Annotated in this window: 21 protein-coding genes; 15 read left to right on the forward strand and 6 right to left on the reverse strand. The window is 65.5% G+C overall.

Annotated elements, in window-relative coordinates; translation table 11 throughout:
* Positions 1–69: 69 nt before the first annotated feature.
* Entirely contained in the window at positions 70–759 is a 690-nt protein-coding gene (locus tag KVO92_RS12580) for a TetR/AcrR family transcriptional regulator (protein ID WP_217475972.1), read from the forward strand.
* Here the strand turns inward: KVO92_RS12580 and KVO92_RS12585 are convergent.
* The 4 genes from KVO92_RS12585 to KVO92_RS12600 all read right to left on the reverse strand — a co-directional run bounded on the left by KVO92_RS12585 (position 756) and on the right by KVO92_RS12600 (position 5,333).
* Complete coding sequence (locus KVO92_RS12585; RefSeq protein ID WP_217475973.1) at positions 756–1,769, reverse strand: hydrolase; 1,014 nt, start codon at positions 1,767–1,769, stop codon at positions 756–758. The two genes, KVO92_RS12580 and KVO92_RS12585, sit on opposite strands and share 4 nt — an antisense overlap.
* 81 nt (positions 1,770–1,850) lie before the next feature.
* Positions 1,851–2,450 (reverse strand): 16S rRNA (guanine(966)-N(2))-methyltransferase RsmD, encoded by a 600-nt coding sequence (gene rsmD / locus KVO92_RS12590; protein WP_217475974.1) that lies wholly within the window; start codon positions 2,448–2,450, stop codon positions 1,851–1,853.
* Complete coding sequence (locus tag KVO92_RS12595) at positions 2,450–3,988, reverse strand: M16 family metallopeptidase (RefSeq protein ID WP_217475975.1); 1,539 nt, start codon at positions 3,986–3,988, stop codon at positions 2,450–2,452. The genes rsmD and KVO92_RS12595 overlap by 1 nt, the downstream gene beginning before the upstream one ends.
* Entirely contained in the window at positions 3,981–5,333 is a 1,353-nt protein-coding gene (locus KVO92_RS12600; protein WP_217475976.1) for a M16 family metallopeptidase, read from the reverse strand. Before KVO92_RS12600 ends, KVO92_RS12595 begins: the two co-directional genes overlap by 8 nt.
* 235 nt (positions 5,334–5,568) lie before the next feature.
* On the opposite strand from KVO92_RS12600, the gene ftsY reads away from it, so the two are divergent.
* The 4 genes from ftsY (at position 5,569) to rpoH (ending at position 9,517) form a co-directional block, all read left to right on the forward strand.
* Positions 5,569–6,879, forward strand: coding sequence for a signal recognition particle-docking protein FtsY (gene ftsY / locus KVO92_RS12605; RefSeq protein ID WP_217475977.1), 1,311 nt, complete (start codon positions 5,569–5,571; stop codon positions 6,877–6,879).
* Positions 6,876–7,547, forward strand: coding sequence for a cell division ATP-binding protein FtsE (ftsE, locus tag KVO92_RS12610; protein ID WP_217475978.1), 672 nt, complete (start codon positions 6,876–6,878; stop codon positions 7,545–7,547). The genes ftsY and ftsE overlap by 4 nt, the downstream gene beginning before the upstream one ends.
* Positions 7,544–8,554 (forward strand): permease-like cell division protein FtsX, encoded by a 1,011-nt coding sequence (gene ftsX, locus KVO92_RS12615; RefSeq protein ID WP_217475979.1) that lies wholly within the window; start codon positions 7,544–7,546, stop codon positions 8,552–8,554. The genes ftsE and ftsX overlap by 4 nt, the downstream gene beginning before the upstream one ends.
* 108 nt (positions 8,555–8,662) lie before the next feature.
* Complete coding sequence (rpoH, locus tag KVO92_RS12620) at positions 8,663–9,517, forward strand: RNA polymerase sigma factor RpoH (RefSeq protein WP_217475980.1); 855 nt, start codon at positions 8,663–8,665, stop codon at positions 9,515–9,517.
* An 88-nt stretch (positions 9,518–9,605) separates the two neighbouring features.
* Here the strand turns inward: rpoH and KVO92_RS12625 are convergent, their stop codons facing one another.
* Together KVO92_RS12625 and mtgA are read right to left on the reverse strand one after the other, a co-directional pair.
* Positions 9,606–12,164 (reverse strand): hybrid sensor histidine kinase/response regulator, encoded by a 2,559-nt coding sequence (locus KVO92_RS12625; RefSeq protein WP_217475981.1) that lies wholly within the window; start codon positions 12,162–12,164, stop codon positions 9,606–9,608.
* A 193-nt stretch (positions 12,165–12,357) separates the two neighbouring features.
* Positions 12,358–13,068 carry a monofunctional biosynthetic peptidoglycan transglycosylase gene (gene mtgA / locus KVO92_RS12630; RefSeq protein ID WP_217475982.1) on the reverse strand — a complete coding sequence of 237 codons (711 nt, stop codon included), beginning with the start codon at positions 13,066–13,068 and terminating at the stop codon, positions 12,358–12,360.
* A 69-nt stretch (positions 13,069–13,137) separates the two neighbouring features.
* Between mtgA and KVO92_RS12635 the strand changes: the two genes are divergently transcribed.
* From KVO92_RS12635 to hutH, 10 genes are all read left to right on the forward strand, one after another.
* Complete coding sequence (locus KVO92_RS12635; RefSeq protein WP_217475983.1) at positions 13,138–13,512, forward strand: DUF423 domain-containing protein; 375 nt, start codon at positions 13,138–13,140, stop codon at positions 13,510–13,512.
* 105 nt (positions 13,513–13,617) lie between these two features.
* Entirely contained in the window at positions 13,618–13,818 is a 201-nt protein-coding gene (gene thiS / locus KVO92_RS12640) for a sulfur carrier protein ThiS (RefSeq protein ID WP_217475984.1), read from the forward strand.
* A gap of 87 nt (positions 13,819–13,905) precedes the next feature.
* Positions 13,906–14,700 (forward strand): thiazole synthase, encoded by a 795-nt coding sequence (locus tag KVO92_RS12645; RefSeq protein WP_217475985.1) that lies wholly within the window; start codon positions 13,906–13,908, stop codon positions 14,698–14,700.
* Positions 14,701–14,764: 64 nt separating this feature from the next.
* Positions 14,765–15,475, forward strand: a complete 711-nt coding sequence (trmB, locus tag KVO92_RS12650) for a tRNA (guanosine(46)-N7)-methyltransferase TrmB (protein WP_272876507.1) — start codon at positions 14,765–14,767, stop codon at positions 15,473–15,475.
* Between the two features lie 179 nt (positions 15,476–15,654).
* Entirely contained in the window at positions 15,655–16,992 is a 1,338-nt protein-coding gene (locus KVO92_RS12655) for a DUF1329 domain-containing protein (protein ID WP_217475986.1), read from the forward strand.
* A 582-nt stretch (positions 16,993–17,574) separates the two neighbouring features.
* A complete protein-coding gene (gene hutI / locus KVO92_RS12660) occupies positions 17,575–18,813 on the forward strand; it encodes an imidazolonepropionase (RefSeq protein ID WP_217475987.1) in 1,239 nt (412 codons plus the stop codon).
* Positions 18,803–19,759: a formimidoylglutamase gene (hutG, locus tag KVO92_RS12665; protein ID WP_217475988.1), complete on the forward strand. Its 957-nt coding sequence runs from the start codon at positions 18,803–18,805 to the stop codon at positions 19,757–19,759. Before hutI ends, hutG begins: the two co-directional genes overlap by 11 nt.
* A 91-nt stretch (positions 19,760–19,850) precedes the next feature.
* Positions 19,851–21,176 (forward strand): YjiH family protein, encoded by a 1,326-nt coding sequence (locus tag KVO92_RS12670; RefSeq protein WP_217475989.1) that lies wholly within the window; start codon positions 19,851–19,853, stop codon positions 21,174–21,176.
* A 38-nt stretch (positions 21,177–21,214) separates the two neighbouring features.
* Positions 21,215–22,897: a urocanate hydratase gene (gene hutU / locus KVO92_RS12675; protein ID WP_217475990.1), complete on the forward strand. Its 1,683-nt coding sequence runs from the start codon at positions 21,215–21,217 to the stop codon at positions 22,895–22,897.
* Positions 22,894–24,432, forward strand: coding sequence for a histidine ammonia-lyase (gene hutH, locus KVO92_RS12680; RefSeq protein WP_217475991.1), 1,539 nt, complete (start codon positions 22,894–22,896; stop codon positions 24,430–24,432). Before hutU ends, hutH begins: the two co-directional genes overlap by 4 nt.
* The last annotated feature ends 19 nt before the right edge of the window (positions 24,433–24,451 follow it).

The following is a 24,451-nucleotide window of genomic DNA, read 5'->3' on the forward strand; positions in this document are numbered from 1 at the left end:
CCTGTGCGCGTCCCGAGCGGGCAGGTTACCTTTGCGGTCTCCGTTTCAGCGTACCGAACACAATTCCGCATGACCGCCAAATCAAGTACCCGCGAGCGCATCCTGCAAGCCAGCCTGGAGCTGTTCAACGCCAGCGGCGAGCGCAGCGTGACCACCAACCATATCGCCGCGCACCTGGCGATATCGCCGGGCAACCTCTATTACCACTTCCGCAACAAGCAGATGATCATCGCCGAGCTGTTCGAGCGCTACGAGGCGAATGTCGATGGCTTCCTGCAACTGCCGGAAGGCCGCGCGTTGACCATCGAGGACAAGGCTCGCTACCTCGAGGCGCTGCTGTCGGCGATGTGGGACTACCGCTTCCTGCATCGCGATCTGGAGCACCTGCTCAGCAGCGATGCTCAGCTGGCCGAGCGTTATCGGCTGTTCGCCCAGCGCCATCTGCTCAGTGCGCGACGCATCTACCAGGGGTTCGTGGACGCCGGCATGCTCGAGATGACCGCGCCTCAAGTGGAGGCGTTGGCAGTCAATGCCTGGATCATCATGACGTCCTGGGTACAGTTCCTCTGCAGCTTGCACGGCGCCCCGGACCAGGTACTCGACAGAGGCATGTTGCGCCGCGGCATTTACCAGTTGCTGGCGCTGGAGCAGGGCTTCGTGACGCCGCCGTGGCGCCCGGCCGTGGCGCGCCTGCTGGCGCAACTGGACGGAGCGACGATCATCCAGGACGATGCGTCGTCATCGTCCGCACGGCTCTAGGGCGCCGACAACCACTCGGGTATCCGCTGCTCCAGGTAATAGCGCGGTGCCAGCGGGGTGCCCTCGACGAAGCCGACATGGCCGCCGGTACGATGCAGCTCAAGGGCGGTGCTCGCCGACAACTCCGCGGGCTCGGGCACGCTGTGGCGGGACACGAAGGGGTCGTCCTCGGCCTGAATCAGCAGGGTGCGCACCCGGATGTCCGGCAGGAAATAGCGACTCGAAGCGCGGCGGTAATAGTCGCTGGCGTCGGCGTAGCCGTGCAGCGGTGCGGTGAACCGGCCGTCGAAATCCCAGAAGGTGCGCATGCCATCGAGCGAGCCGAGCTGTTCCAGCGCAGCCAGATGCTCGGTACGCCCCTGGCTGGCGAACAGCCGCCGCTTGTCGCGCACGTAGGCCACCAGCTCGCGCATGAAATGCGCCTGGTAGACGCGCGAGAAGCCGCGACCGATGCGGTCGGCGCACTGATCGAGGCGAAAGGGGACCGAGACGGCGACGGCCCGCTGCAGCGGCGCCGCGCCACCCGCTTCACCGAGGTACTTGAGCAAGACGTTACCCCCCAGCGAGTAGCCGACCGCATGCAGTGGCGCCAGCGGGCGAGCGGCCTGCAGGTGCGCGATGACTTCGGCCAGGTCGTCGCTGGCGCCGGAATGATAGGCGCGGGGCAGCAGGTTCGGCTCACCGGAGCAGCCGCGCCAGTTGATCGCCACGCTGGCCCAGCGCCGCTCGGCCAGGCGCTGCTGCAGACCCAGCACATAGTGGGAACTGGACGAGCCGGTCAGCCCATGCAGCACCAGCACCAATGGCGCCGAAGGTTCATGGACGCCGTGCCAGTCGAGATCGATGAAATCTCCATCGGCCAACCACATGCGCTCGCGGCGCCGCGACAGTACGGGTGCGCGACGGCAGAACGAATTCCACAGCGTCTGCAGATTGCCCCCCGGCAGCCACCAGGCGGGCGCGAAGGTGGTGTCGGGTTCGGAACCTACGGGAATATCTGAGACGGTCATGGACGCGGTGCGACCCTGCGAATGGTGGTGTGACAGGCCCTGCTGCCCGGTGATCGGAGCGCCTCCGGCGGCGCCGCCAGGTCAGGCCTCGCCGCTGCGTTCCCAGAGTGCGTAGTGCACGTTGCCGGCTTTTTTCTCGCGGTGCAGCCGCCAGTTGCCGGGCAGGCCGAGCGTCGAGGGCTGCGCCTCGCTCTCGGTATAAACCCAGGCTTGCTTGGCTAGCCATCCCTTGCCTTCCAGCAGCGCGCAGGCGGGTTGCAGCAGGTTCTTGTTGAACGGTGGATCGAGAAACACCAGATCGAACGGCGTGGGCGTCTGGGTTTCCAGGTAGCGCAGCGCGTCGCTTTGCAACAGCTGGCCGTGGCCGCACTTCAGGGTATCCAGGTGCTTGCGCAGGCTGGCGATGGCGTTGGCGTTCAGGTCCAGCGCCAGCGCCAGGCTGGCGCCGCGCGACAGCGCCTCGAGATACAGCGCACCGCTGCCGGTGAACGGATCGAATACGCGGGCGCCGGACAGATAGGGCGCCAGCCAGTTGAACAGGGTCTCACGCACACGGTCCGGTGTCGGGCGCAGGCCTTCGGCATCGGGGAAGCTGAAGCGCCGGCTGCGCCATTCGCCGCCGATGATGCGTAGCTGCCCCTGGCCACCACGGGCAGAAGGTCGGATGGGTGGGTTGGCCATCAGTGCTCCGGGACGCCGCTGGGTTGTTCGACGGGCTTCTCGCTGGGTGCCGGCAGCGGCTTCTGCTCGACCTGCGGGCCGACCGTGACGATCACGAAGTTCTCTGCGCTGAGGTGCTTGTTCATCGCGGCCTTGACCTCTTCGACCGAGAGCGCCTGCACCTGTTGCATGAAGTCTTCGAGGTAGGTCAACGGCAGGCCGTAAAAGCCGATGCTGCCCAGCTGACCGACGATGTCGGCATTGCTCGCCGTCGACAGCGGGAAGCTGCCGGCGATCTCACGCTTGCTGCGTTCCAGTTCGGCCTGGGTCGGACCATTCTTCAGGAACTCGTCGACCAGTTGCTGCACCAGCTGCAGGGTGGCTTCGGAGAGGCTGGCGCGGGTCTGCAGGTTGATCATGAACGGCCCGTTGGTCTGCATCGGGCTGAACCCGGAGTAGATGCCGTAGGTCAGCCCGCGTTTCTCGCGGACTTCTTCCATCAGCCGGGTACCGAAGCCGCCACCGCCGAGGATCTGGTTGCCCAGGTAGAGGGCGGCGTAATCGGGGTCTCCGCGCGGGATGCCGAGCTGCGCCAGCATCAGGTGCGTCTGGTTGGACGGAAAGTCGATGTGTCGCGTGCCCGGTGTCGGAGCGCTCGGCACTGGCGGCGGTGGCAATGCCGGGCCCTGCGCAAGCGCGGCCGAAACCTGTTCGGCTATCGCTTCGGCCTGTGCGCGGTCGAGATCGCCGACCAGCGCGATCACCGCGTTGCCGGCGGTATAGGCCTTGGCGTGGAAGGCGCGAAGCTGATCGGCACTGATCGCGGGGATGGTATCCGGCGTGCCCTCGCTGGGGTGCGCGTAGGGATGCTTCTGATAGAGCTGCTCGAACAGTTCGAGGCTGGCGAGCTTGCCCGGGTTCTGCTTCTGGAATTCGAAGCCGGCCAGTACCTGGTTCTTGATTCGCTGCAGCGAATCGGTGGGGAAGGTTGGCTGGCCAACGACCTGGCTGAACAGCTGCAGTGCCGGCTCGCGCTTGTCCGGTGCGCTGAGGCTGCGCAGGCTGGCCACGGCCATGTCGCGATAGGAACCGTTGCTGAACTCCGCGCCAAGGCTTTCGAAACCCTCGGCAATGGCGGTGACGTCCTTGCCCTCGATCCCTTCGTTGAGCATGGCGTTGGTCAGCATCGCCAGCCCGGGCAGGTCACCGTCCTGGCTGCTGCCGGCGGCAAAGGTCAGGCGCAGATCGAACATCGGCAGTTGGTGGGCTTCGACGAACAGTACCCGGGCGCCACCGCTGGTCTGCCAGCTCTGAATATCCAGCTCCCGGCGTGCCAGGGGCTTGCTGTCGAGCTCGTCGAGGGACTCGATCCGCGCCTGTTTCTCGTCGGCTTGCTTGGCAATGGCTTGCCCTGACTCGGCCGGGGTGGCGACCGTTTCTTCAGTGGGCACCGGGATCGCCGAGGCCGTCTCGCCGGTGTCTTCGCAGGCGGTGAGCCCCAGGCAGGCCATCAACAGCAGGCCGAGCAGGCTGCGATGCAACGGGTTGCGATCACTCATCGCTGGACTCCTCGGGCAGAACATGGGCCACGCTCAGGCGGGAGCGGGTGAAATAGTGGCGGGCAGCTTGCTGTATGTCGCCCGCAGTGACGGCTTCCAGCGCGCTGAGCTCCTCGTCCATCAGGCGCCAGGACAGCCCGACGCTTTCCAGCTGGCCGATGGTGGTGGCCTGCTGGCTGATGGAGTCGCGCTCATAGACCAGCCCGGCGATGACCTGGGCGCGCACGCGCTCGAGCTCCTCCTGGCTCGGCGCGTTCTGCTTGAGCTGCTCGAGCTGCTTCCACAGGCCCGCCTCCACCTCTTCCAGGCTGCGGTCCTTTTGTCTGTTGGGCGTGGCGCTGAGCACGAACAGCGAATCGCCGCGAGCGTAGGCGTCGTACCAGGCCGAGGCGCTGGTCACCAGCTCTTCGCCGCGCTCGAGCTGCTGTGGCAGGCGCGCGCTGTAGCCGCCGTCGAGCAGCGCGCTGATCAGGCGCAGGGCGTGGATTTCTCGCGGCGTTTCGCTGGTCGCCAGGCTCGGGGTATTGAACGCCATGATCAGGCTGGGGACCTGCGTCTTGACGTGCAGGGTCAACCGTCGCTCACCCGGCTCGTCCAGTTCCAGGGGGCGTTTGGCCTCTGGTATAGCACGGCTCGGAATGGGGCCGAAATAGCGCTCGGCCAGCTCGCGCACCTCGACCGGCGTGACGTCGCCGACCACCACCAGCGTGGCATTGTTGGGCACGTACCAGCGCTCGTACCAGCGGCGCAGTTCCTCGACGCTCATGCGCTCGAGATCGGCCATCCAGCCGATGGTCGGCGTGTGATAGCCGCTGGCGGGATAGGCCATCGCCTTGAAGCGTTCGAAGGCCAGGGCGCTCGGCTTGTCGTCGGTGCGCAACCGACGCTCCTCCTTGATCACCTCGATCTCCCGGGCGAACTCGTCGGCGGGCAGCTTCAGGCTGGCCAGGCGGTCGGCTTCGAGCTCGAAGGCAACCGCGAGCCGGTCGCGCGCCAGCACCTGGTAGTAAGCCGTGTAATCGTCGCTGGTGAAGGCGTTTTCCTCGGCCCCGAGCTCGCGCAGGATGCGTGACGCTTCGCCGGCCCCGAGCTTGCGGCTGCCCTTGAACATCATGTGCTCGAGGGCATGCGACAACCCGGTCTGTCCGGGCGACTCGTAGCTGGACCCCACCTTGTACCAGAGCTGGGACACCACGACCGGCGCGCGGTGATCTTCACGCACGATCACCTTCAGGCCGTTGTCCAGGGCGAATTCGTGGGTGGGCTGGCTGTCGGCTGCAACGACCAGGGACATATACAAGGCGCCGAACAACAGGGCTGCGGCGCTGCGTAGCATCGGGGGCATAGTCAGGGCTCGTTCTGGGATCGGTCTCGCTGCGAGGTAAGGGGCAGCCGAGCACGGTTGGCCATGGTACTGGGGCATCGGGGTCAGGGCAAAGCGGTCGAACATCCGGCCATCAATGTGCCGCACCGCTGGTGGATGGCCGCGCTTAGCGCCAGCGGTTACGCAGTGCTAGGATAGGCCCCGTCTGGCCGGTGGCATGACGCCGGCGTTTCGCCCTCTTGAGAAAATCTTCTCCATGTTTGGTTCCAACGACGATAAGAAGGCGCCGGCCGCGACCGGCGAAAAGAAAGGCTTGTTCGGCTGGTTGCGCAAGAAGCCGCAGACGCCCGCCGCCGAGCCGCCACCGGCCGAGCCGCTGGAAGACAGCCAGCCATTCGCGGACGAGCCCGATAGCCTGCAACGCGAAGAACTGCCCGCCGAAGAGCCGCCCCGCGCTGAGCTGGCCGAGCCCGCCGAACTGCCGGTGATGGAGCCGGACACGGCCGCGCAGACCGAGCCCGAGCCCGAGCTCGAGCCGGTCCAGCCCAAGGACGTTCCGGAAGCGCCGGCATTGGCCGAGATCGCCATCGAACCAACGCCTGCCGTCGTCGAGGCGCCGGCCAAGCTGGGCTTTTTCGCACGCCTCAAGCAGGGCCTGTCGAAGACCAGCGCCAGCATCGGCGAAGGCATGGCCAGTCTGTTCCTGGGCAAGAAGGTCATTGATGACGATCTGCTGGACGAGCTGGAAACCCGCTTGCTGACCGCCGACGTCGGCGTCGAAGCCACCACGGCGATCATGCAGAACCTCACCCGCCGCGTCTCGCGCAAGGAACTGGCCGACAGCGGCGCCTTGTACAAGGCGTTGCAGGAAGAACTCGCCGCGCTGCTCAAGCCTGTCGAACAACCGCTGGCGGTCGATAGCGGCAAGCAGCCCTTCGTGATCCTGGTGGTCGGCGTCAACGGCGTCGGCAAGACCACCACCATCGGCAAGCTGGCCAAGAAGCTGCAGCTCGAAGGCAAGAAGGTCATGCTGGCCGCTGGCGATACCTTCCGCGCGGCGGCGGTCGAGCAGTTACAGGTTTGGGGTGAGCGCAACAAGATTGCGGTGATCGCTCAGCACACCGGCGCCGATTCCGCGTCGGTCATCTTCGATGCGGTGCAGGCGGCCAAGGCGCGCGGTATCGATGTGCTGATCGCCGATACCGCCGGCCGTCTGCATACCAAGGACAACCTGATGGAAGAGCTGAAGAAGGTCCGTCGGGTGATGGGCAAGCTCGACGAGACCGCACCGCACGAGGTGCTGTTGGTGCTCGATGCCGGCACCGGCCAGAACGCCATCAACCAGACCAAACAGTTCAACCAGGCCGTGGAGCTGACCGGCCTGGCGCTGACCAAGCTCGATGGCACCGCCAAGGGCGGGGTGATCTTCGCCTTGGCCAAGCAGTTCGGCACGCCGATTCGCTATATCGGGGTGGGCGAAGGCATCGATGACCTGCGCACCTTCGAAGCGGACGCCTTCGTCAATGCGCTGTTCGCCGAGAAAGGGACGAGCGGAGCCTCGGCATGATTCGTTTCGATCAGGTCGGCAAGCGCTATCCCAACGGTCACGTTGGCCTTCACGAGCTGTCCTTTCATGTGCAGCGTGGGGAGTTTCTCTTCGTCACCGGCCACTCCGGTGCCGGCAAGAGCACCTTGCTGCGCCTGCTGCTGGCAATGGAGCGCCCAACCAGCGGCAAGCTGTTGCTGGCCGGGCAGGACCTGGCGCGAATCAGCAATGCGCAGATTCCATTCTTGCGCCGGCAGATTGGCGTGGTATTCCAGAACCACCAGCTGCTGTTCGATCGCACCGTATTCGATAACGCCGCGCTCCCGCTGCAGATCCTCGGGCTGAACAAGCGTGAGATCGGCCAGCGGGTCATGACGGCGCTGGAGCGCGTCAGCCTCAAGGACAAGGCGCTGCAATACCCGGCGGACCTTTCGACGGGGCAGCAGCAGCGCGTCGGCATCGCCCGCGCCGTGGTTCACCGCCCGGCATTGCTGCTGGCCGACGAACCCACCGGTAACCTCGACCCGCGTCTGGCGGCGGAGATCATGGGCGTGTTCGAAGATATCAATCGCCTCGGCACCACGGTGCTGATTGCCAGTCACGACCTGGCACTGATTGCGCGCATGCGCCATCGCATGCTCACGCTGCAGCGCGGGCGTCTTATCGGTGACGGGGAGGCCGCCCGATGAGCGCACCCGAGCAGAATCCGAACCCGGCCGAGCGCGCCGGTGGCGTGCGCAACAAGCCGGAGCAGCCGCGCGGCGATGAGCCAGATTTCAAGACGCTGTTCCACGCCTGGCTGGAGAGCCATCGGGCCAGTGTGGTCGACAGTGTCGGCCGGCTGGTCAAGCAGCCTATCGGCAGCTTCTTCACCTGTCTGGTCATGGCCGTGGCGCTGAGCCTGCCCATGGGGCTGGCGCTGTTGCTGGACAACGTCGAGCGCCTCGGCGGCTCCTGGCAGCGGGCGGCGCAGATTTCGTTGTTCATGAAGCTGGACGTGGGCGCGGAGCAGGGGCGCACGCTGCGCGAGCAGATCCTCGAGATGCCCGATGTGGCCGAAGCCAGCTGGATCAGCCGTGAGCAGGCGTTGGAGGAATTCCAACAGCTGTCCGGTCTCGGCGAGGCGCTGCGCGAACTGCCGGAGAATCCGCTACCCGGCGTGATTCTGGTCACGCCCAGCAAGGTCGATCGGGACGATCTCGAGGCCCTGCGCCAGCGTCTTGCCGAACTGCCAGGCGTTGAGCAGGCGCAGCTTGATCTGCTCTGGGTCGAGCGTTTGACCGCCATCCTCAAGCTCGGCGACCGCTTCGTCTTCGGCCTGAGCCTGCTGCTGATCGCCACCTTGCTGCTGGTGATCGGCAACACCATCCGGCTGCACATCGAGAACCGCCGGACCGAGATCGAGGTGGTCAAACTGGTCGGCGGAACCGACGGCTACGTGCGCCGTCCCTTCCTCTACATGGGCGCTCTGTACGGCCTGGGTGCCGGGCTGATTGCCTGGTTGCTGCTGGCCTACGGGCTGGGCTGGCTGAACGAAGCCGTGGTTGGGCTGGCCGGTCTGTACGGTAGCGACTTCGGGCTGGAAGGTGTGCCGGCAGACGATGGCCTGTCGCTGGTGCTCGGCGCCGTGTTGCTGGGTTATATCGGCGCCTGGCTGGCCGTGGCGCGCCACCTGAGCGAGTTGGCTCCGCGTTAAGTTGCTGTTTTTAAAGAGATTTTATGAGGTGTAAGGGAACTTTTCCAGGTTCTTGCAGTCTGACTCGGCAGTGCTAAACTGCTGCAGCTTCATTATCGGAGGATCTGCATGACTACTAATCTGCAACCTGTTCAAGCCCTGGTCCCGGGAGCCAATCTCGAGGCCTATGTGCAGACGGTTAACAGCATTCCGCTGCTTACGGTCGAGCAGGAGCGTGATCTGGCCGAGCGTCTGTTTTACCAACAGGACCTCGAGGCCGCGCGTCAGATGGTGCTTGCCCACCTGCGATTCGTCGTGCACATCGCTCGCAGCTATTCGGGCTATGGTCTGGCGCAGGCCGACCTGATCCAGGAAGGCAACGTGGGCCTGATGAAGGCGGTCAAGCGCTTCAACCCGGAGATGGGTGTGCGCCTGGTGTCTTTCGCTGTGCATTGGATCAAGGCCGAGATCCACGAATTCATCCTGCGTAACTGGCGCATCGTCAAAGTCGCCACGACCAAGGCGCAGCGCAAGCTGTTCTTCAACCTGCGTAGCCAGAAGAAGCGCCTGGCCTGGTTGAACAACGATGAAGTCGAGCGGGTGGCCGACAGCCTCGGCGTCGAAGCCCGTGAAGTCCGCGAGATGGAAAGCCGCCTGACTGGCCATGACATGGCGTTCGATCCCTCGGCCGATGCTGACGACGACAGCGCCTACCAGTCGCCTGCGCATTATCTCGAAGATCATCGCTACGATCCGGCCCGCCAGCTCGAGGACGCCGATTGGAGTGACAGTTCCAACTCCAGCCTGCACGAGGCGCTGGAGACATTGGACGAGCGCAGTCGGGATATTCTTCAGCAGCGCTGGTTGAGCGACAACAAGGCAACGCTGCATGACCTGGCGGCCAAGTATGGGGTGTCCGCGGAGCGCATCCGGCAGCTGGAGAAGAATGCGATGAACAAGCTCAAGGGGTCCATCCAGGCCTGATTGGCTCCCGGATGATCGACAAGGCGCTGCACTGCAGCGCCTTTTTTTATGCTCGTCGGGTCAGATCCGGCGCGCCCGGGCCGGTGTGTCAGGACGGCGGGCTGACACTGCTCAGGGCATCGCTCAGTGCGATCAGCAACTGTGCGGCGCTGATGGGTTTGTGCAGCCAGCTGATGCCGGTGTCACCTTCGCGCTGCTCGAAGTGGCTGGCAGCGGAAATCACGATGATCGGCAGATGGTGCGTCGCCGGGTTCGCGCGTACCTCGTCGATCAGCTCGCGGCCGCTGCCATCGGGCAGGTGAAGGTCGAGTGTCATCGCCTCGTAGCGGACGTTGGCCAACTTGTCCCGGGCCGCATGCAGGCTCTGTACCCGGTCCACGGCATAACCGGCGTCGCGCAGCATCAGGTGCAACAACCGGCCGGTGTCCGGTTCGTCTTCGATCACCAGCAGCCGTGGCTGGCCCTGGTCCGCTGCCGGCGAGGAGGGCTCGAGGATGGGCAGCTCGCACCAGAAGGTCGTGCCGCGCGTCTCGCTGGTTTCAAAGCCGACCCGCCCTCCCATGCGCTCGATGAACTTTTTGGTGATGGCGAGCCCCAGGCCGGTGCCACCCTTCTGACGGCTATCCGAAGCGTCGGCCTGGGCAAACTTCTCGAACACCCGGCTGCGGAAGCTGGCCGGGATGCCGGGGCCCTGGTCGGTGACGTTGATGCGCACGTGACCGGCATCGGGCAGGCTGCAGTGCAGGCTTACTTCGCCGCCTTCGGGGGTGTACTTGATCGCGTTCGACAGGAAATTGGTCAGCACCTGTTGCAGGCGCAGGCCATCGACCCAGACGTTCACATTTGCCGGATCGCGCAGCACACAGCTCACGTTGAAGTGCGCGGCGAAGGCCTGATTGCTGGCCAGTGCCTCGTCCAGAAGCCGGCGCAGCGCATGTTCGCGCATGTCGAAGGCCATCTTCCCGGCTGCGATTTTTTCCATGTCCAGCAGGTCGTTGATCAGATAGCCCAGGCGCAGGCTGTTGCGATGGGCGATATCCAGCATCTGCTGCATCGCGGGCGGCACATCGCCCAGCGCACCGCCGGTTACCAGGCCCAGGGCGCCACTGATGGAGGTCAGCGGCGTGCGCAACTCATGGCTGACGGTCGAGACGAACTGGTCCTTCATCTGCTCGATGCGCTTGTGCTCGGTGAGGTCCATGCTGGTGCCGCTGATGCGCAGGGGCTGGCCGTCTCGGTCGCGCTGGATGTAGCCCCGGATGAGTACCGGAATCACTTTCCCGCTCTTGTGCAGGAAGCGCAACTCGGTGGTGAAATGGTCGACCGCCGAGAGCATGGTTTGCGCCAGCTGTGCCTTGGCCGACGCCAGGTCCTCGGGGACCAGCAGGCGCTCCCAGAGCTTCAGATCCGACTGCAGCTCACCGGGGCGATAGCCGAGCATGTGCCAGGCTCGCGGCGATGCATAGAAGCTGCCGGCGTCCAGATGCAGGTCCCATAGGCCGTCGTTGCTGCCCTTGAGGGCGAGGCTGAGGCGCTCTTCGCTGAGTTGCAAAGCGCGTTTGTTTTCGCGGATGCGCTCGGTCATCTGCTGCGCCAGTGCCTCGGCGCGGCTGCGCCTGAGCGACAGGGAGGCGGTCAGGACGAACAGCAGCACGCTCAGGCCGGCACCAAGTCCGATGACCAGCCAGTTGCTGGCCTGAAAGAACGCCTCGAACTCCGGCAGGCTCTCCAGGCGCAAGGTCCAGGTCTGCCCGTAGAGGTCGAGCTGTACCACCTGGCTGTACTGTGCCGGCTCGGCGCGTGGCTGCTGGCGGCTGACGAAGATCAGATCGTCGGGATCCTCCGTTTCACCGGCATAGATGTGCAGGCTGAGGTTGGGATCGGCGGCGCCGAGGATACCGTGCATCAGGTCGTCCATCCGGTAAGGACTGTAGACGAACCCCCGGAGCGCCTGCAGGCGCTGTTCGGCTGTGCCCGAGGGTTGGTCAGGGCGATACAGTGGCACGTACATGAGAATGCCGGCCTGCGTTTCGCCGTGGGTCTCCTGGCGCAGCGTGACCTTGCCGGTGATGTGCGTTTGCCCGGATCGGGCGGCCTGCAGCATCGCATGGCGGCGCACCGGCTCGGCGAACATGTCATAGCCGAACGCTGCCAGGTTGCGGCCGCGAAATGGCTCGAGGTAGACGATAGGGGTGTACAGTCGGGCGTCTTCGCGGTGAGGGTGCACGTCGTAGTCGGCGAAGCCCTCAGCGCGAACCCGCTGGATGTGCGCGGTCCGCTCCGCTGGCCGTACGGCCTCCGCGAAGCCGACACCCTGGATGCCGGGGTAATGCTCGCGTAACCGCAGACGCTCGTTGTAGGCGCGCCACTGGGAGCGGGACACCTCCGCGTTAACGTCGAACAGCCCGGCCGCGCCGAGCAGGATCTGCTCGTGGTCGACCATCCGCTTGCCAATGGCTTCGGTGGTGGTCTTGACCAGGAAGTCGAACTGCTGGTTCGCCGCGCGCTCTTCTTTGAGCGTGAGGTGCTGGAAAATGGCCAGTTGTACGAGCAGGGTGAATGCCAGCACGAGCCAGGCGACACTGTTACGCCAGTGAAAGAGTTGCCGCACCTTGCTCAAAGGTGCCTGGATTGCGTTTCCGCTCATGCTAGCGCTGCCATGCGTTCGGTGGCGAATCGGCGAGAGGATGACTGCACGTCCGTCTCGATGGCATCCCGTCCATCGGGCGTCGCCGGCATCTCGCGACCTGTCGCATGCAGCTTACTCGTTGCGATGGCGCTCTGCCATAACGCTCCGTCTGACCGTTCCGGTTGCCGACGAGCGCCGGATCAGCGGTCAGTCAATCGGCCTTGGTCGGTTGAAGCTGGTTCAGGTAGTGGCTGCCGCCCAGCTGCCGCATCTGCTGGCGGATCCAGCTGGCACGTCGGCGTACGTGCGGTCCGGGGCGCCCTGCGCTCCACTCGCGCGGGTTGGGCAGCACCGCGGCCAGCTGGCTGGCCTGGGCCGTGGACAGGTAGGCCGCGCCTTTGCCGAAATGGTGTTGGGCCGCCGCCTCGGCGCCGAAGATGCCGTTGCCCCATTCGACGCTGTTCAGATAGACCTCGAGGATGCGCTGTTTCGGCCAGAGCAGCTCGATCCAGGCGGTGAACCAGACTTCGAAGCCCTTGCGCACCCAGCTGCGGCCAGACCAGAGGAACAGGTTCTTGGCGACCTGCTGGCTGAGGGTGCTGGCGCCACGCAGCGAGCCGCCGCGCTCGTTGTGCGCGAATGCCGCGCGAATGGCGGCGATGTCGAACCCCCAGTGATTGGCGAACTTCTGGTCTTCGGCCGCGATGACGGCCATCTTCAGGTCATCGGGCAGCACCTTCCATGGCCGCCAGTTGCGCTGCAGGTCGATGGGCTCGCCGGTGCTCCAGGACTCGATCTTGCGCTCGATCATGAGCGCCGTGAATGGCGGCGGAACCCAGCGCAGCACCAGTACCAGCAGCACGGATAGGGCGCTCGACCAGAGCAGCAGTTTGATGAGGCGGCGCGACAGGGCTCGGAGCATGGACATGGTCGGGGGCGGGGTGAACGGGCATTATAACGGCGTCGTCCACTCCTGACTGGAAGCGCCTGAATGATTCGCCTATTCCTTCTGCTCGCTGCCTTCTTCGGCCTGACCGGCGTGGCGCTGGGCGCCTTTGCGGCACATGGTCTGAAAAGTCGTCTCAGCACCGACTACCTCGCGGTGTTCCAGACCGGCGTGCAGTACCAGCTGATTCATGCGCTGGCGCTGTTCGGCGTCGCGTTGCTGGCGTTGCATGCGCCGGGCCGCCTGCTGAGCGCTGCTGGCGGGCTCTTCGCGCTGGGCGTCCTGCTGTTTTCCGGCAGCCTCTATCTGTTGGCGCTGACCGGCGTTACCCGCCTCGGCATCGTCACTCCTATCGGCGGCACCGCCTTTCTGGCCGGATGGCTCTGCCTGCTGCTGGCGGCCTGGAACCTTCGCGGGTGAGTGATCGCACCACGGCGGCATGGATGAATGGCAACGCGCGTCGCCTTGGTGCGCCGGGGCGATCGGGCTAGAATGCGGGCCCCCTTGTCAATGGTGGCGATCACTATGCACATCCAGTTGAACGGCGAGCGCTACGAGCTCCCTGACGGTCAGTCGGTGGCCGATCTGCTGCAACGCCTGGACCTGACTGGGCGGCGGCTGGCGGTCGAGCTCAATCGAGACATCGTACCGCGCAGCCAACATGGCACGACGCGCCTGGCCGAAGGCGATCAGGTCGAAGTCGTGCACGCGATTGGCGGTGGTTGATCGGCTTACCGCCTCGATAGCAATTCCGGACGTCGCCCGTGCAGCGACGTACTTCTTCGCTTCATTACAGATGAACAGGATGGTCGCATGAGCCCAGTTCCGCACGACAAACCCTTTACGCTTGCCGGCCGCACCTATACGTCGCGTCTGCTGGTAGGCACCGGCAAATACAAGGATCTCGACGAGACCCGCGCCGCCATCGAGGCGTCCGGCGCCGAAATCGTCACTGTCGCGGTGCGCCGCACCAACATTGGCCAGAACCCGGGCGAGTCTAACCTGCTCGACGTCATCTCGCCGGAGCGCTACACCATCCTGCCGAACACCGCCGGTTGCTACGACGCCGACGAGGCAGTGCGCACCTGCCGCCTGGCCCGCGAGCTGCTCGACGGCCACAAGCTGGTCAAACTGGAAGTGCTGGCCGACCAGAAGACGCTGTTCCCCAACGTCATCGAAACCCTCAAGGCCGCCGAAGTGCTGGTCAAGGACGGCTTCGACGTCATGGTCTACACCAGTGACGACCCGATCATTGCGCGGCAGCTGGCGGAAATCGGCTGCATCGCGGTCATGCCGCTGGCCGGCCTGATCGGCACCGGGCTGGGTATCTGCAATCCCTACAACCTGCGCATCATTCTCGAAGAGGCGAAGGTGCCGGTACTGGTCGACGCCGGCGTAGGCACCGCCTCCGACGCGACCATCGCCATGGAGCTGGGTTGCGAGGCGGTGCTGATGAACAGCGCTATCGCCCATGCGCAGAATCCGGTGTTGATGGCCGAAGCCATGAAATACGCGATCGATGCGGGGCGCCTGGCCTATCTGGCCGGACGCATGCCGAAGAAACTCTACGCCAGCGCGTCCTCGCCGCTCGAAGGCTTGATTCGCTGAGTGATCCCGTCTCCGGCCGCGTTCGTTCCGGGCGCGGCCGTTCCTTTTTTCTACAGGTCTATTCATGAGCGACACCCTCTCTCCGGCTGACGGCCAACGGCGCATGCGCACCATCAAAAGCTTTGTCATGCGCGCCGGGCGCATGACCGAAGGCCAGCAACGCGGCCTGGGCCTGGGTTGGCCGCGATTCGGCCTGGAACTGGCCGACGGCATGCGCGATTTCGACCAGGTCTTTGGCCGGTCGGCACCGCGCACGTTCGAAATCGGCTTCGGCATGGGCCACTCCACGCTGGAAATGGCGGCGGCCGCACCTGAACAGGACTTCATCGGCGTCGAGGTGCATACACCCGGCGTCGGTGCGCTGCTAAACGGACTTCTGTCACAAAACCTGACGAACGTGCGGGTTTACAGTTGCGATGCGCTGGAAGTGCTGCGTGAATGCGTCCCCGATGCCAGTCTGGACCGGGTCCTGCTGTTCTTTCCCGACCCCTGGCACAAGAGTCGCCACCACAAGCGGCGCATCGTCCAGCCGGCATTCGCCGAACTGGTGCGGCAAAAGCTGAAGGTCGGCGGGGTATTGCATATGGCCACCGACTGGCAGGCCTATGCCGAACACATGCGCGAGGTGATGAGCGCCGCGCCCGGCTACCGCAACCAGGCGGCCAATGGGCAATACGTCGAGCGTCCACAAGAGCGCCCGACGACCAAGTTCGAGCGCCGTGGCGAGCGCCTGGGCCATGGGGTCTGGGATCTCAAGTTCGAGCGCGTCGACTGATAGAAAAAAGGGTTGTCGTGTGGCACCCGCCAGCGCCGCGACCCGCGGCCTCAGGGAAGACCAGATAAAACAAGAGCATGCCAGGACGGCACGATCTCCCAACGCCTCAACGAGCGCCTTGCCTATCGGCAAAGGCCGTTATCTGCCGCGCGTCCTTTGCGCAGCAAGGAGCAAAAGCGATGTATAGGAAATGTGCAGTTCTGCTAATGGCGCTCTGTGCCAGCCAGGTCCAGGCCAAGGTAGACGAGGCTCAGGCGGCACGCCTGGGCCAGGATCTGACGCCACTGGGCGCCGAGCGGGCCGGCAACGCCAGCGGCAGCATCCCGGCGTGGACCGGTGGGGTGACAGCGCCGGCCAATTACCAACCGGGCATGCATCATCCCGATCCGTTCGCAGCTGATCCGGTTCTCTACCGGGTCGATAGCACCAATGTCGCGCAATACGCGGCGCTCTTGCCGGAAGGGCTGCGTGCTCTGGTCGAGCGTGATCCGGACTTCTACCTGCGCGTATTCCCGACACGCCGCAGCGCCGCGGCACCCCAGCGCATCTATGACCAGACGCGTGCCAATGCGGAGTCAGCCGAGCTGATCGCCAATGGCAACGGCATCACCGGGGCGGTCGCCGGTATCCCGTTTCCGCTGCCCGAGGACGGTATGCAGGTCATCTGGAACCATATCCTGCATTACAAGGGCGAGCAGACCCACATGGTCAACAACCAGGCCGTCGTCATCAACGGCAGGGCCAGCCTGATCAAGCGGGACCGGCACATCTACTACGTCTACAACCGCGAGGGGATGACCCCCGCGCAGCTGGACAATACGCTGCTGTTCTACAAATACCGGGTAACCGCGCCGGCTAAGCTCTCCGGGACCGCCCTGGTGGTACAGGATCCCATGGATCAGGTGTTGGCGATCCGCAAGGCCTGGCGCTACAGCCCGAGCGATCGCCGGGTTCGCCGTCTGCCTTCGCTGGCCTACGACTCGCTGCAACCGGACACCAGCGGACTGGCGACCGCCGACGTGGTCGACTCCTTCAACGGCGCGCCGGATCGTTACGAGTGGAAGCTGATCGGCAAGCGGGAAATGCTTGTGCCCTACAACAGCTACGCGATCCATCAGCAGGGCATTCCCTATGAGTCGATCGTCGGTGCACGGACCCTGAATCCCGACCTGCTGCGCTACGAGCAGCATCGGGTGTGGATCGTCGAGGCGGCGCTGCGCAAGGGATTCAGCCACCCCTATGCCATGCGCCGGTTCTATATCGACGAAGACAGCTGGCAGATCCTGGCGGTCGATCTGTTCGATGGCGATGCCGAGCTGATCGGCTTGCAGGAGAGTCATCCGATCAGCTACTACGAGGTGCCGATGTTCGGCAGTACCGTGGAAACGCTGTACCACCTCAAGGATGGCAACTACTTCGTCGACGGCCTGGACAATAACGAGCCGATGTACGACTTCAGCGCCCAGATGGGGCCACGCGACTTCTCGCCCGCAGCGCTGCGTCGCGGCGCCAACTAGCGTTCGAGCCCCGCCAGGCCGTTGCGCGGCCTGGCACCGCCCTGGCCAGCCTGGCCAGCGCCTCCTGATCAGACCCGTCGGTGCCGTCGCGGTCAGCGCCACCACCGGGGTGTCACGACGCTACCCACCCTGCCAAGCCCGCTACGGACCCTTGCACGCATCCCGATGCAGCGCCACCGCGGCTCGCGCGCGCATGCTGGACGTCGTAATCGTCCGCGGCATGCGTCACCTGTGGCGGCGGCGAATAGCGATACCGATGCTCTGCCGCCAGCCGCCAGCCGCGCGGCCTCATCCAGTCGTACCAGAACCACTGCCCGGCGAGCGACGCCTCGACGTCTGTGCGGCCCCATCGAGGGGCAGTGCAGGCGCCGGGTTGGCGCAACGCACGCTGCGCCGGGATCGGCCGACTCATCGGCACCATACCGGGCGGTTCTTATATGTATATACAATGGCGCTCGTTAGGGTAGTGGCTGCCTGGGTAATAAGCGGCTTACGCGCCGGTAAATAGCGGTTATAGGTGCTTGACCACGCTCTGTGTCTTTTCTATTGTATATACAATAAGACAAGCCGAGGTCAGTCCCGATGCCTTCCACTCCCGATAAGCGCCTGCTATGGCGTGCCGTAAGCGTCTTCGACGGTAGGCAGACCCTGCCTCAACCCATGGCGGTGCTGGTCGAGGCCGGTCGCGTCGCGCTTATGGTGCCTATGTCCGAACTCGACGAGGCGCAGGTCGCCGGTGCCTTCGAGGCCGGGTGCGGGGGTGTGATGACGCCCGGTCTGATCGATTGCCACAGTCATCTGGTCTATGCCGGTAACCGCGCCGATGAATTCGAGCAGCGTCTGGAAGGTGTCGATTACGCTGAAATCGCCAAGGCCGGCGGTGGCATTCTCCGTACCGTGCGCGCCACTCGCGCCGCCAGCGAGGAGCAGTTGCTGGACGAGAGCCTGCCTCGGCTGCAGGCCCTGCTGGCCGATGGCGTGACCACCGTCGAGATCAAGTCCGGTTATGGCCTGACGACCGCCGACGAGCTGAAAATGCTGCGGGTGGCGCGCCGCCTCGGCGAGCTGCTGCCGGTACGAATCACCACGACCTTGCTGGCGGCGCATGCCTTGCCACCCGAATATGCCGACGACAGCGACGGTTACATCGACCTGGTGTGCGGCGAGATCATCCCGGCGGCCGCAGCCGAGGGCCTGGCCGATGCGGTGGACGTGTTCTGCGAGCACATCGGCTTCAGCGCAGCCCAGTGCGAGCGGGTCTTTCAGGCGGCGCAACGGCACGGCCTGCCGGTCAAGGCGCATGCCGAGCAGTTGTCCAACCAGGGCGCCAGCGCCCTCACGGCGCGTTATCAGGGGCAATCGGCCGACCATATCGAGTTTCTCGACGAGGCCGGGGTGCAGGCCATGGCCGCTGCCGGTACGGTCGCGACCCTGTTGCCGGGCGCTTATCACACGTTGCGCGAAACCCAGCTGCCGCCGATTGCGTTGCTGCGTCAGTACGGTGTGGCGATGGCGGTGGCCGGCGATGCCAACCCCGGCACCGCGCCCATCTGTTTCCCCACCCTGAACCTGAATCTGGCTTGCACGCTGTTCCGTCTGACCCCTCGCGAGGCGCTGGCCGGCATGACCGCACACGCGGCGCAGGCTTTGGGTAAACCCGAACTGGGCCGCATCGCCGTCGGCGCGCCAGCCGATCTGTGCTTGTGGGATGTCCGAACGCCGGCCGAGCTGGCGTACGCGGTACAGCCGGGACGACTGCGTCAGCGCATCGTCGGCGGTGTCGTCAGCTATGACAAGGAGGCCGATCGCCATGTGGGCTGACCGTCATTCCATGGCGCTCTGGCAGGGGCGTGTCGATCCCGAGGCAGACAGCGCGCGCTGGCACCAGCGCGTCCAGCCGCTCGTCGAGGGCAACCCACCGGGACTGGCCTTGCTTGGCTTCGCCAGTGACGAGGGGGTGCGGCGCAATCATGGCCGGGTCGGCGCGGCGAATGGCCCGCTGGCGATGCGCAAGGCGCTGGCCAATCTGGCCTGGCATCGCAGCGGACCGGCCTACGATGTCGGTGACGTGGTCTGTGCCGATGGCGACCTGGAGGCTGCCCAGGCGCGTCTGGGCGAGTGTGTCGGCCGATTGCTGGAGGCCGGGCATCTGCCGATCGTACTGGGCGGCGGGCATGAAGTGGCGTTCGGCAGCTGGCAGGGCCTGGCGGCGCATTTGGGCGGCGATCGATCCGCGCAGGCCGTTCCTCCCCGCATAGGCATCATCAACTTCGATGCGCATTTCGATCTCCGCGATCCGGCCCAGGTGCATTCGTCTGGCACGCCGTTCGCGCAGATCGCCGAGCAATGCGCCATACGCGGCTGGCCCTTCGCGTACGCCTGCATCGGCGTCAGCCGTGCCAGCAACACCCGCGCCTTGTACAAGCGCGCCGCCGAATTGGATGTGCTGGTGCGCGAGGACCGTGAGATCCGCGAGGCCAGCCTGGCGGCCATCAGCACCGACCTGGATCGCTTCATCGCCGACTGCGATGCCGTCTACCTGACCATCGATATCGACGTGCTGCCCGCCTGCGAAGCCCCTGGCGTCAGCGCACCGGCTGCGCGCGGCGTGTCCTTGGCACTGCTCGAGCCGTTGCTCGAACGCGTCCGCGACAGCGGCAAGCTGCGCCTGGCCGACCTCGCCGAGCTCAACCCCGAACACGACATCGACAGCCGCACCGCGCGGTTGGCGGCGCGTTTGATTCACCTGCTGTCCCTGACCGGCTGAGCCCGCGCAGCCCTTTCTCTGACAAAAACAATTACAGAGGAACCACCGATGATGCTTTTCAGCGTTCGAGCGCTCCGCCGGGAGGACGACCATGTCTGACCCGGCCACCACCCTCGTCCATGTCTCGCCGGGCCGTGCCCTGGCGCGTCTGCTCGGTTACAGCCTGATCGGGCTGCTGGTGTTTTTCGTGCCGTTCGAGATCGACGGTCGCTCGACCATCCTGCTCGATCACAGCGCCAGCGCCTTGCTCGCCCACGCGCGGCCACTGGTCATCGCGATCGCACTGCTGTTCATGCTCTACGGTGCGCTGCAACCCTGGTTCAGCGGCAGCTGGCGTGGCGACCTGACCCGCACGGTATTCGCCGTGCTCAAGGTGTTCGGCCTGCTGATTGGCGTGGGCTATCTGTTTGGCGTCGGGCCGGCGGCCTTGTATCAGCCGGGCATGCTGCCGTTTCTGTTCGACAAGCTGGTGCTCAGCCTGGCGCTGATAGTGCCGCTCGGCGCCCTGGCGCTGGTGTTCCTGATCGGCTTCGGGCTGCTGGAGCTGGTCGGCGTGCTGATGCAACCGGTGATGCGGCCGATCTGGCGCACTCCGGGCAAGTCCGCGATCGATGCCGTGGCCTCGTTCGTCGGCAGCTACTCGGTGGGCCTGCTGATCACCGACCGCATGTACCGCCAGGGCCATTACAGCGTGCGCGAGGCGGCGATCATCGCCACCGGATTCTCCACCGTCTCGGTGCCGTTCATGGTGATCATCGCCAAGACCCTCGGCCTGATGGACATCTGGAACCTGTATTTCTGGAGCGCGATGCTGGTGACCTTCAGCGTCACCGCCGTCAGCGCGCGCATTTATCCGCTGTCGCGCCTGCCGTCCGAGCGCCGCCCCGAGCCGCCCCTGCCGGCCGGCGACAGCCGCATCGCCAGCGCCTGGCGCGCGGGGCTCGAACAGGCCGCCTGCGCGCCGTCGCTGCCCAGCGCACTGCGGAAAACCTTCATCGACGGGCTGCGCATGACCGCGGCGATCCTGCCGAGCATTCTCGCGGTCGGCCTGCTCGGGTTGCTGGCCGCCAAGTACACCCCGCTGTTCGATGCCATCGGCCTGCTGCTGTACCCGCTGACCTGGCTGTTCGGCCTCGAGCAGCCAATGGCGGTGGCCGGTGCGATCTCCTCGGGTCTGGCCGAGATGTTCCTGCCGGCGATGCTGCTGAGGGACGCCGAGGCACAGGTCAAGTTCGTCACCGCGATCGTCTCGGTGAGCAGTGTGCTGTTCCTGTCCGCCTCGATCCCCTGTGTGCTCGCCACCCGAATCCCCCTGCGTTTGCGCGACCTCCTGCTGGTCTGGCTGCAACGCACCCTGTTGAGCCTGGCCTTCAGCATTCCGCTGGCCCACCTGGCGCATTACCTGGGCTGGCTGTAACGCCTGCCGCTTCCGAGTTTGTCAAAGAGGACCCTGAAATGACCCGTTTCCGCGACACCGAAATCCGCGCCGCCCGCGGCACCACCCTGACCGCCAAAAGCTGGCTCACCGAAGCGCCGCTGCGCCTGCTGATGAATAACCTCGACCCGGAAGTGGCCGAGAACCCCAAGGAGCTGGTCGTGTATGGCGGCATCGGCCGTGCCGCACGCAACTGGGAGTGTTTCGACAAGATCGTCGAGGTGCTGACCCGCCTGGAAGACAACCAGAGCCTGCTGATCCAGTCTGGCAAGCCTGTCGGCGTCTTCGAAACCCACAAGGATGCGCCGCGGGTGCTGCTGGCCAACTCCAATCTGGTGCCGCATTGGGCGAACTGGGAGCACTTCAACGAACTGGATCGCAAGGGCCTGGCCATGTACGGGCAGATGACCGCTGGCAGCTGGATCTACATCGGCAGCCAGGGCATCGTCCAGGGCACCTATGAAACCTTCGTCGAGGCCGGCCGCCAGCACTATGGTGGCGACCTCAAGGGCCGCTGGGTACTGACCGCCGGCCTGGGTGGCATGGGCGGCGCGCAGCCACTGGCCGCTACCCTGGCCGGGGCCTGCTCGTTGAATATCGAGTGCCAGCAGAGCCGTATCGATTTCCGCCTGAAGACCCGCTACGTCGACGAGCAGGCCAACGACCTCGACGACGCCCTGGCGCGTATCGACAAGTACACCGGTGAAGGCAAGGCGATCTCCATCGCGCTGTGTGGCAACGCCGCCGAGATCCTTCCGGAACTGGTACGTCGCGGCGTGCGGCCGGACATGGTCACCGACCAGACCAGCGCCCACGACCCGCGCCACGGCTATCTGCCGATCGGCTGGAGCTGGGACGAATACGTCGCCCGCGGTAAGACCGAAGAAGAGGCGGTGGTCAAGGCCGCGCGTCAGTCCATGGCGGTGCACGTGCGGGCCATGCTGGACTTCCAGAAGATGGGCGTGCCGACCTTCGACTACGGCAACAACATCCGTCAGATGGCGCTGGAGGAGGGCGTCGACCACGCGTTCGACTTCCCCGGTTTCGTGCCGGCCTACATCCGCCCGCTGTTCTGCCAGGGCATCGGCCCGTTCCGCTGGGTAGCGCTGTCCGGCGATCCCGAGGACATCTACAAGACCGACGCCAAGGTCAAGGAGCTGATCCCCGACGACGCGCACCTGCACAACTGGCTGGACATGGCCCGCGAGCGCATCAGCTTCCAGGGCTTGCCGGCACGCATCTGCTGGGTCGGCCTGAAGGATCGGGCGCGCCTGGCCCAGGCCTTCAACGACATGGTCGCCAGTGGTGAGCTGAAGGCGCCGATCGTGATCGGTCGCGACCACTTGGACTCCGGCTCCGTGGCCAGCCCCAACCGCGAGACCGAGGCGATGCAGGACGGCTCCGACGCCGTCTCCGATTGGCCGCTGCTCAACGCCCTGCTCAACACCGCCGGTGGCGCCACCTGGGTTTCGTTGCACCACGGCGGCGGCGTCGGCATGGGCTATTCGCAGCACGCCGGGGTAGTCATCGTCGCTGACGGTACGCCAGAAGCCCGGGCCCGTCTCGGACGGGTGCTGCGCAACGATCCGGGGACCGGGGTGATGCGTCACGCCGACGCGGGTTACGACATCGCCATTCAGTGCGCCGGCGAGCAAGGACTCGACTTGCCGATGGTCGCCGCTACCCAAGGAGCCGACGCATGAGCCTGTTCAACCTGATTCCGGGCCAATTGACCCTGGCCCAGCTGCGCGCGGCCTACCACGCACCCCTCCAGCTGCGGCTGGACGACAGCGCCCACGCCGCGGTCGAGGCCAGCGTTGCCTGCGTCAACGCGATCATCAGCGAAGGCCGCACCGCTTATGGCATCAATACCGGTTTCGGCCTGCTGGCCTCGACCCGCATCGCCAGCGAAGACCTGGAAAAGCTGCAGCGCTCTCTGGTGCTGTCGCATGCCGCCGGGATTGGCGAGCCGCTGGACGACGCCATGGTGCGGCTGATCATGCTGCTCAAGGTCAACAGCCTGGCGCGCGGGTTCTCCGGCATTCGCCTAAAAGTCATCGAGGCGCTGATCGCCATGATCAATGCCGAGGTCTACCCGCATATTCCGTTGAAGGGGTCGGTCGGGGCTTCCGGTGACCTGGCGCCGTTGGCGCATATGTCGCTGGTGCTGCTCGGTGAAGGTCGGGCGCGTTACCAGGGTCAGTGGCTACCGGCCCGGGAGGCGCTGGCGGTGGCCGGGCTCGAACCCATGACCCTGGCCGCCAAGGAAGGCCTGGCCTTGCTCAACGGCACCCAGGTCTCCACCGCCTACGCCTTGCGGGGGCTGTTCGAGGCCGAGGACCTATTCGCCGCGGCCACCGTGTGCGGCGGGCTGACCGTCGAGGCGGCGCTGGGCTCGCGGGCTCCGTTCGATGCCCGCATTCATGCCGCGCGCGGTCAGCGTGGGCAGATCGATGCGGCGAGCGCGTTCCGCCACCTGCTCGGCGACAGCAGCGAAGTCGGCCACTCCCACGAGGCCTGCGACAAGGTGCAGGACCCGTACTCGCTGCGCTGCCAGCCGCAGGTCATGGGCGCCTGCCTGACGCAGTTGCGCCAGGCCGCCGAGGTGCTGGCGGTGGAAGCCAATGCGGTCTCCGACAATCCGCTGGTGTTCGCCGCCGAAGGCGATGTGATCTCCGGGGGCAACTTCCATGCGGAACCGGTGGCCATGGCCGCCGACAACATCGCCCTGGCGATCGCCGAAATCGGCGCGCTGAGCGAGCGGCGTACTTCGCTGATGATGGACAAGCACATGTCGCAGCTGCCGCCGTTCCTGGTGGCCAATGGCGGGGTCAACTCCGGATTCATGATCGCCCAGGTCACCGCCGCGGCCCTGGCCAGCGAGAACAAGGCTCTGGCGCACCCGCACAGCGTCGACAGCCTGCCGACCTCGGCGAACCAGGAAGACCACGTCTCCATGGCCCCGGCTGCCGGCAAGCGGCTGTGGGAGATGGCCGCCAACACCCGAGGCGTGCTGGCCATCGAGTGGCTGGGTGCCTGTCAGGGGCTGGATTTCCGTGAGGGCCTGAAAAGCTCGCCGTTGCTCGAGCGGGCGCGCCAGGTGCTGCGGGCCAAGGTGCCCTACTACGTGGAAGACCGCTTCTTCGCGCCGGACATCGCCGCGGCCGATGCTTTGCTCGCCGAGCGCGTACTCAACCCCTTGATGCCCAACGGGCTGTTGCCTTCGCTGAACCAGTGACGCTGTGACGTCTTCCTGG

This window comes from Stutzerimonas stutzeri (genome assembly GCF_019090095.1).
Classification (GTDB): Bacteria; Pseudomonadota; Gammaproteobacteria; order Pseudomonadales; family Pseudomonadaceae; genus Stutzerimonas; species Stutzerimonas stutzeri_AN.

Coding starts and splice junctions, on each gene's coding strand:
- KVO92_RS12645 (WP_217475985.1), top strand. CDS start 13,906: ATGAGCCCAGTTCCGCACGACAAACCCTTTACGCTTGCCGGCCGCACC.
- KVO92_RS12585 (WP_217475973.1), bottom strand. CDS start 1,769: ATGACCGTCTCAGATATTCCCGTAGGTTCCGAACCCGACACCACCTTC.
- KVO92_RS12625 (WP_217475981.1), bottom strand. CDS start 12,164: ATGAGCGGAAACGCAATCCAGGCACCTTTGAGCAAGGTGCGGCAACTC.
- KVO92_RS12670 (WP_217475989.1), top strand. CDS start 19,851: ATGTCTGACCCGGCCACCACCCTCGTCCATGTCTCGCCGGGCCGTGCC.
- trmB (WP_272876507.1), top strand. CDS start 14,765: ATGAGCGACACCCTCTCTCCGGCTGACGGCCAACGGCGCATGCGCACC.
- ftsY (WP_217475977.1), top strand. CDS start 5,569: ATGTTTGGTTCCAACGACGATAAGAAGGCGCCGGCCGCGACCGGCGAA.
- KVO92_RS12595 (WP_217475975.1), bottom strand. CDS start 3,988: ATGAGTGATCGCAACCCGTTGCATCGCAGCCTGCTCGGCCTGCTGTTG.
- ftsX (WP_217475979.1), top strand. CDS start 7,544: ATGAGCGCACCCGAGCAGAATCCGAACCCGGCCGAGCGCGCCGGTGGC.
- thiS (WP_217475984.1), top strand. CDS start 13,618: ATGCACATCCAGTTGAACGGCGAGCGCTACGAGCTCCCTGACGGTCAG.
- KVO92_RS12635 (WP_217475983.1), top strand. CDS start 13,138: ATGATTCGCCTATTCCTTCTGCTCGCTGCCTTCTTCGGCCTGACCGGC.
- KVO92_RS12580 (WP_217475972.1), top strand. CDS start 70: ATGACCGCCAAATCAAGTACCCGCGAGCGCATCCTGCAAGCCAGCCTG.
- hutH (WP_217475991.1), top strand. CDS start 22,894: ATGAGCCTGTTCAACCTGATTCCGGGCCAATTGACCCTGGCCCAGCTG.
- hutU (WP_217475990.1), top strand. CDS start 21,215: ATGACCCGTTTCCGCGACACCGAAATCCGCGCCGCCCGCGGCACCACC.
- KVO92_RS12655 (WP_217475986.1), top strand. CDS start 15,655: ATGTATAGGAAATGTGCAGTTCTGCTAATGGCGCTCTGTGCCAGCCAG.
- KVO92_RS12600 (WP_217475976.1), bottom strand. CDS start 5,333: ATGCCCCCGATGCTACGCAGCGCCGCAGCCCTGTTGTTCGGCGCCTTG.
- hutG (WP_217475988.1), top strand. CDS start 18,803: ATGTGGGCTGACCGTCATTCCATGGCGCTCTGGCAGGGGCGTGTCGAT.
- ftsE (WP_217475978.1), top strand. CDS start 6,876: ATGATTCGTTTCGATCAGGTCGGCAAGCGCTATCCCAACGGTCACGTT.
- mtgA (WP_217475982.1), bottom strand. CDS start 13,068: ATGCTCCGAGCCCTGTCGCGCCGCCTCATCAAACTGCTGCTCTGGTCG.
- hutI (WP_217475987.1), top strand. CDS start 17,575: ATGCCTTCCACTCCCGATAAGCGCCTGCTATGGCGTGCCGTAAGCGTC.
- rpoH (WP_217475980.1), top strand. CDS start 8,663: ATGACTACTAATCTGCAACCTGTTCAAGCCCTGGTCCCGGGAGCCAAT.
- rsmD (WP_217475974.1), bottom strand. CDS start 2,450: ATGGCCAACCCACCCATCCGACCTTCTGCCCGTGGTGGCCAGGGGCAG.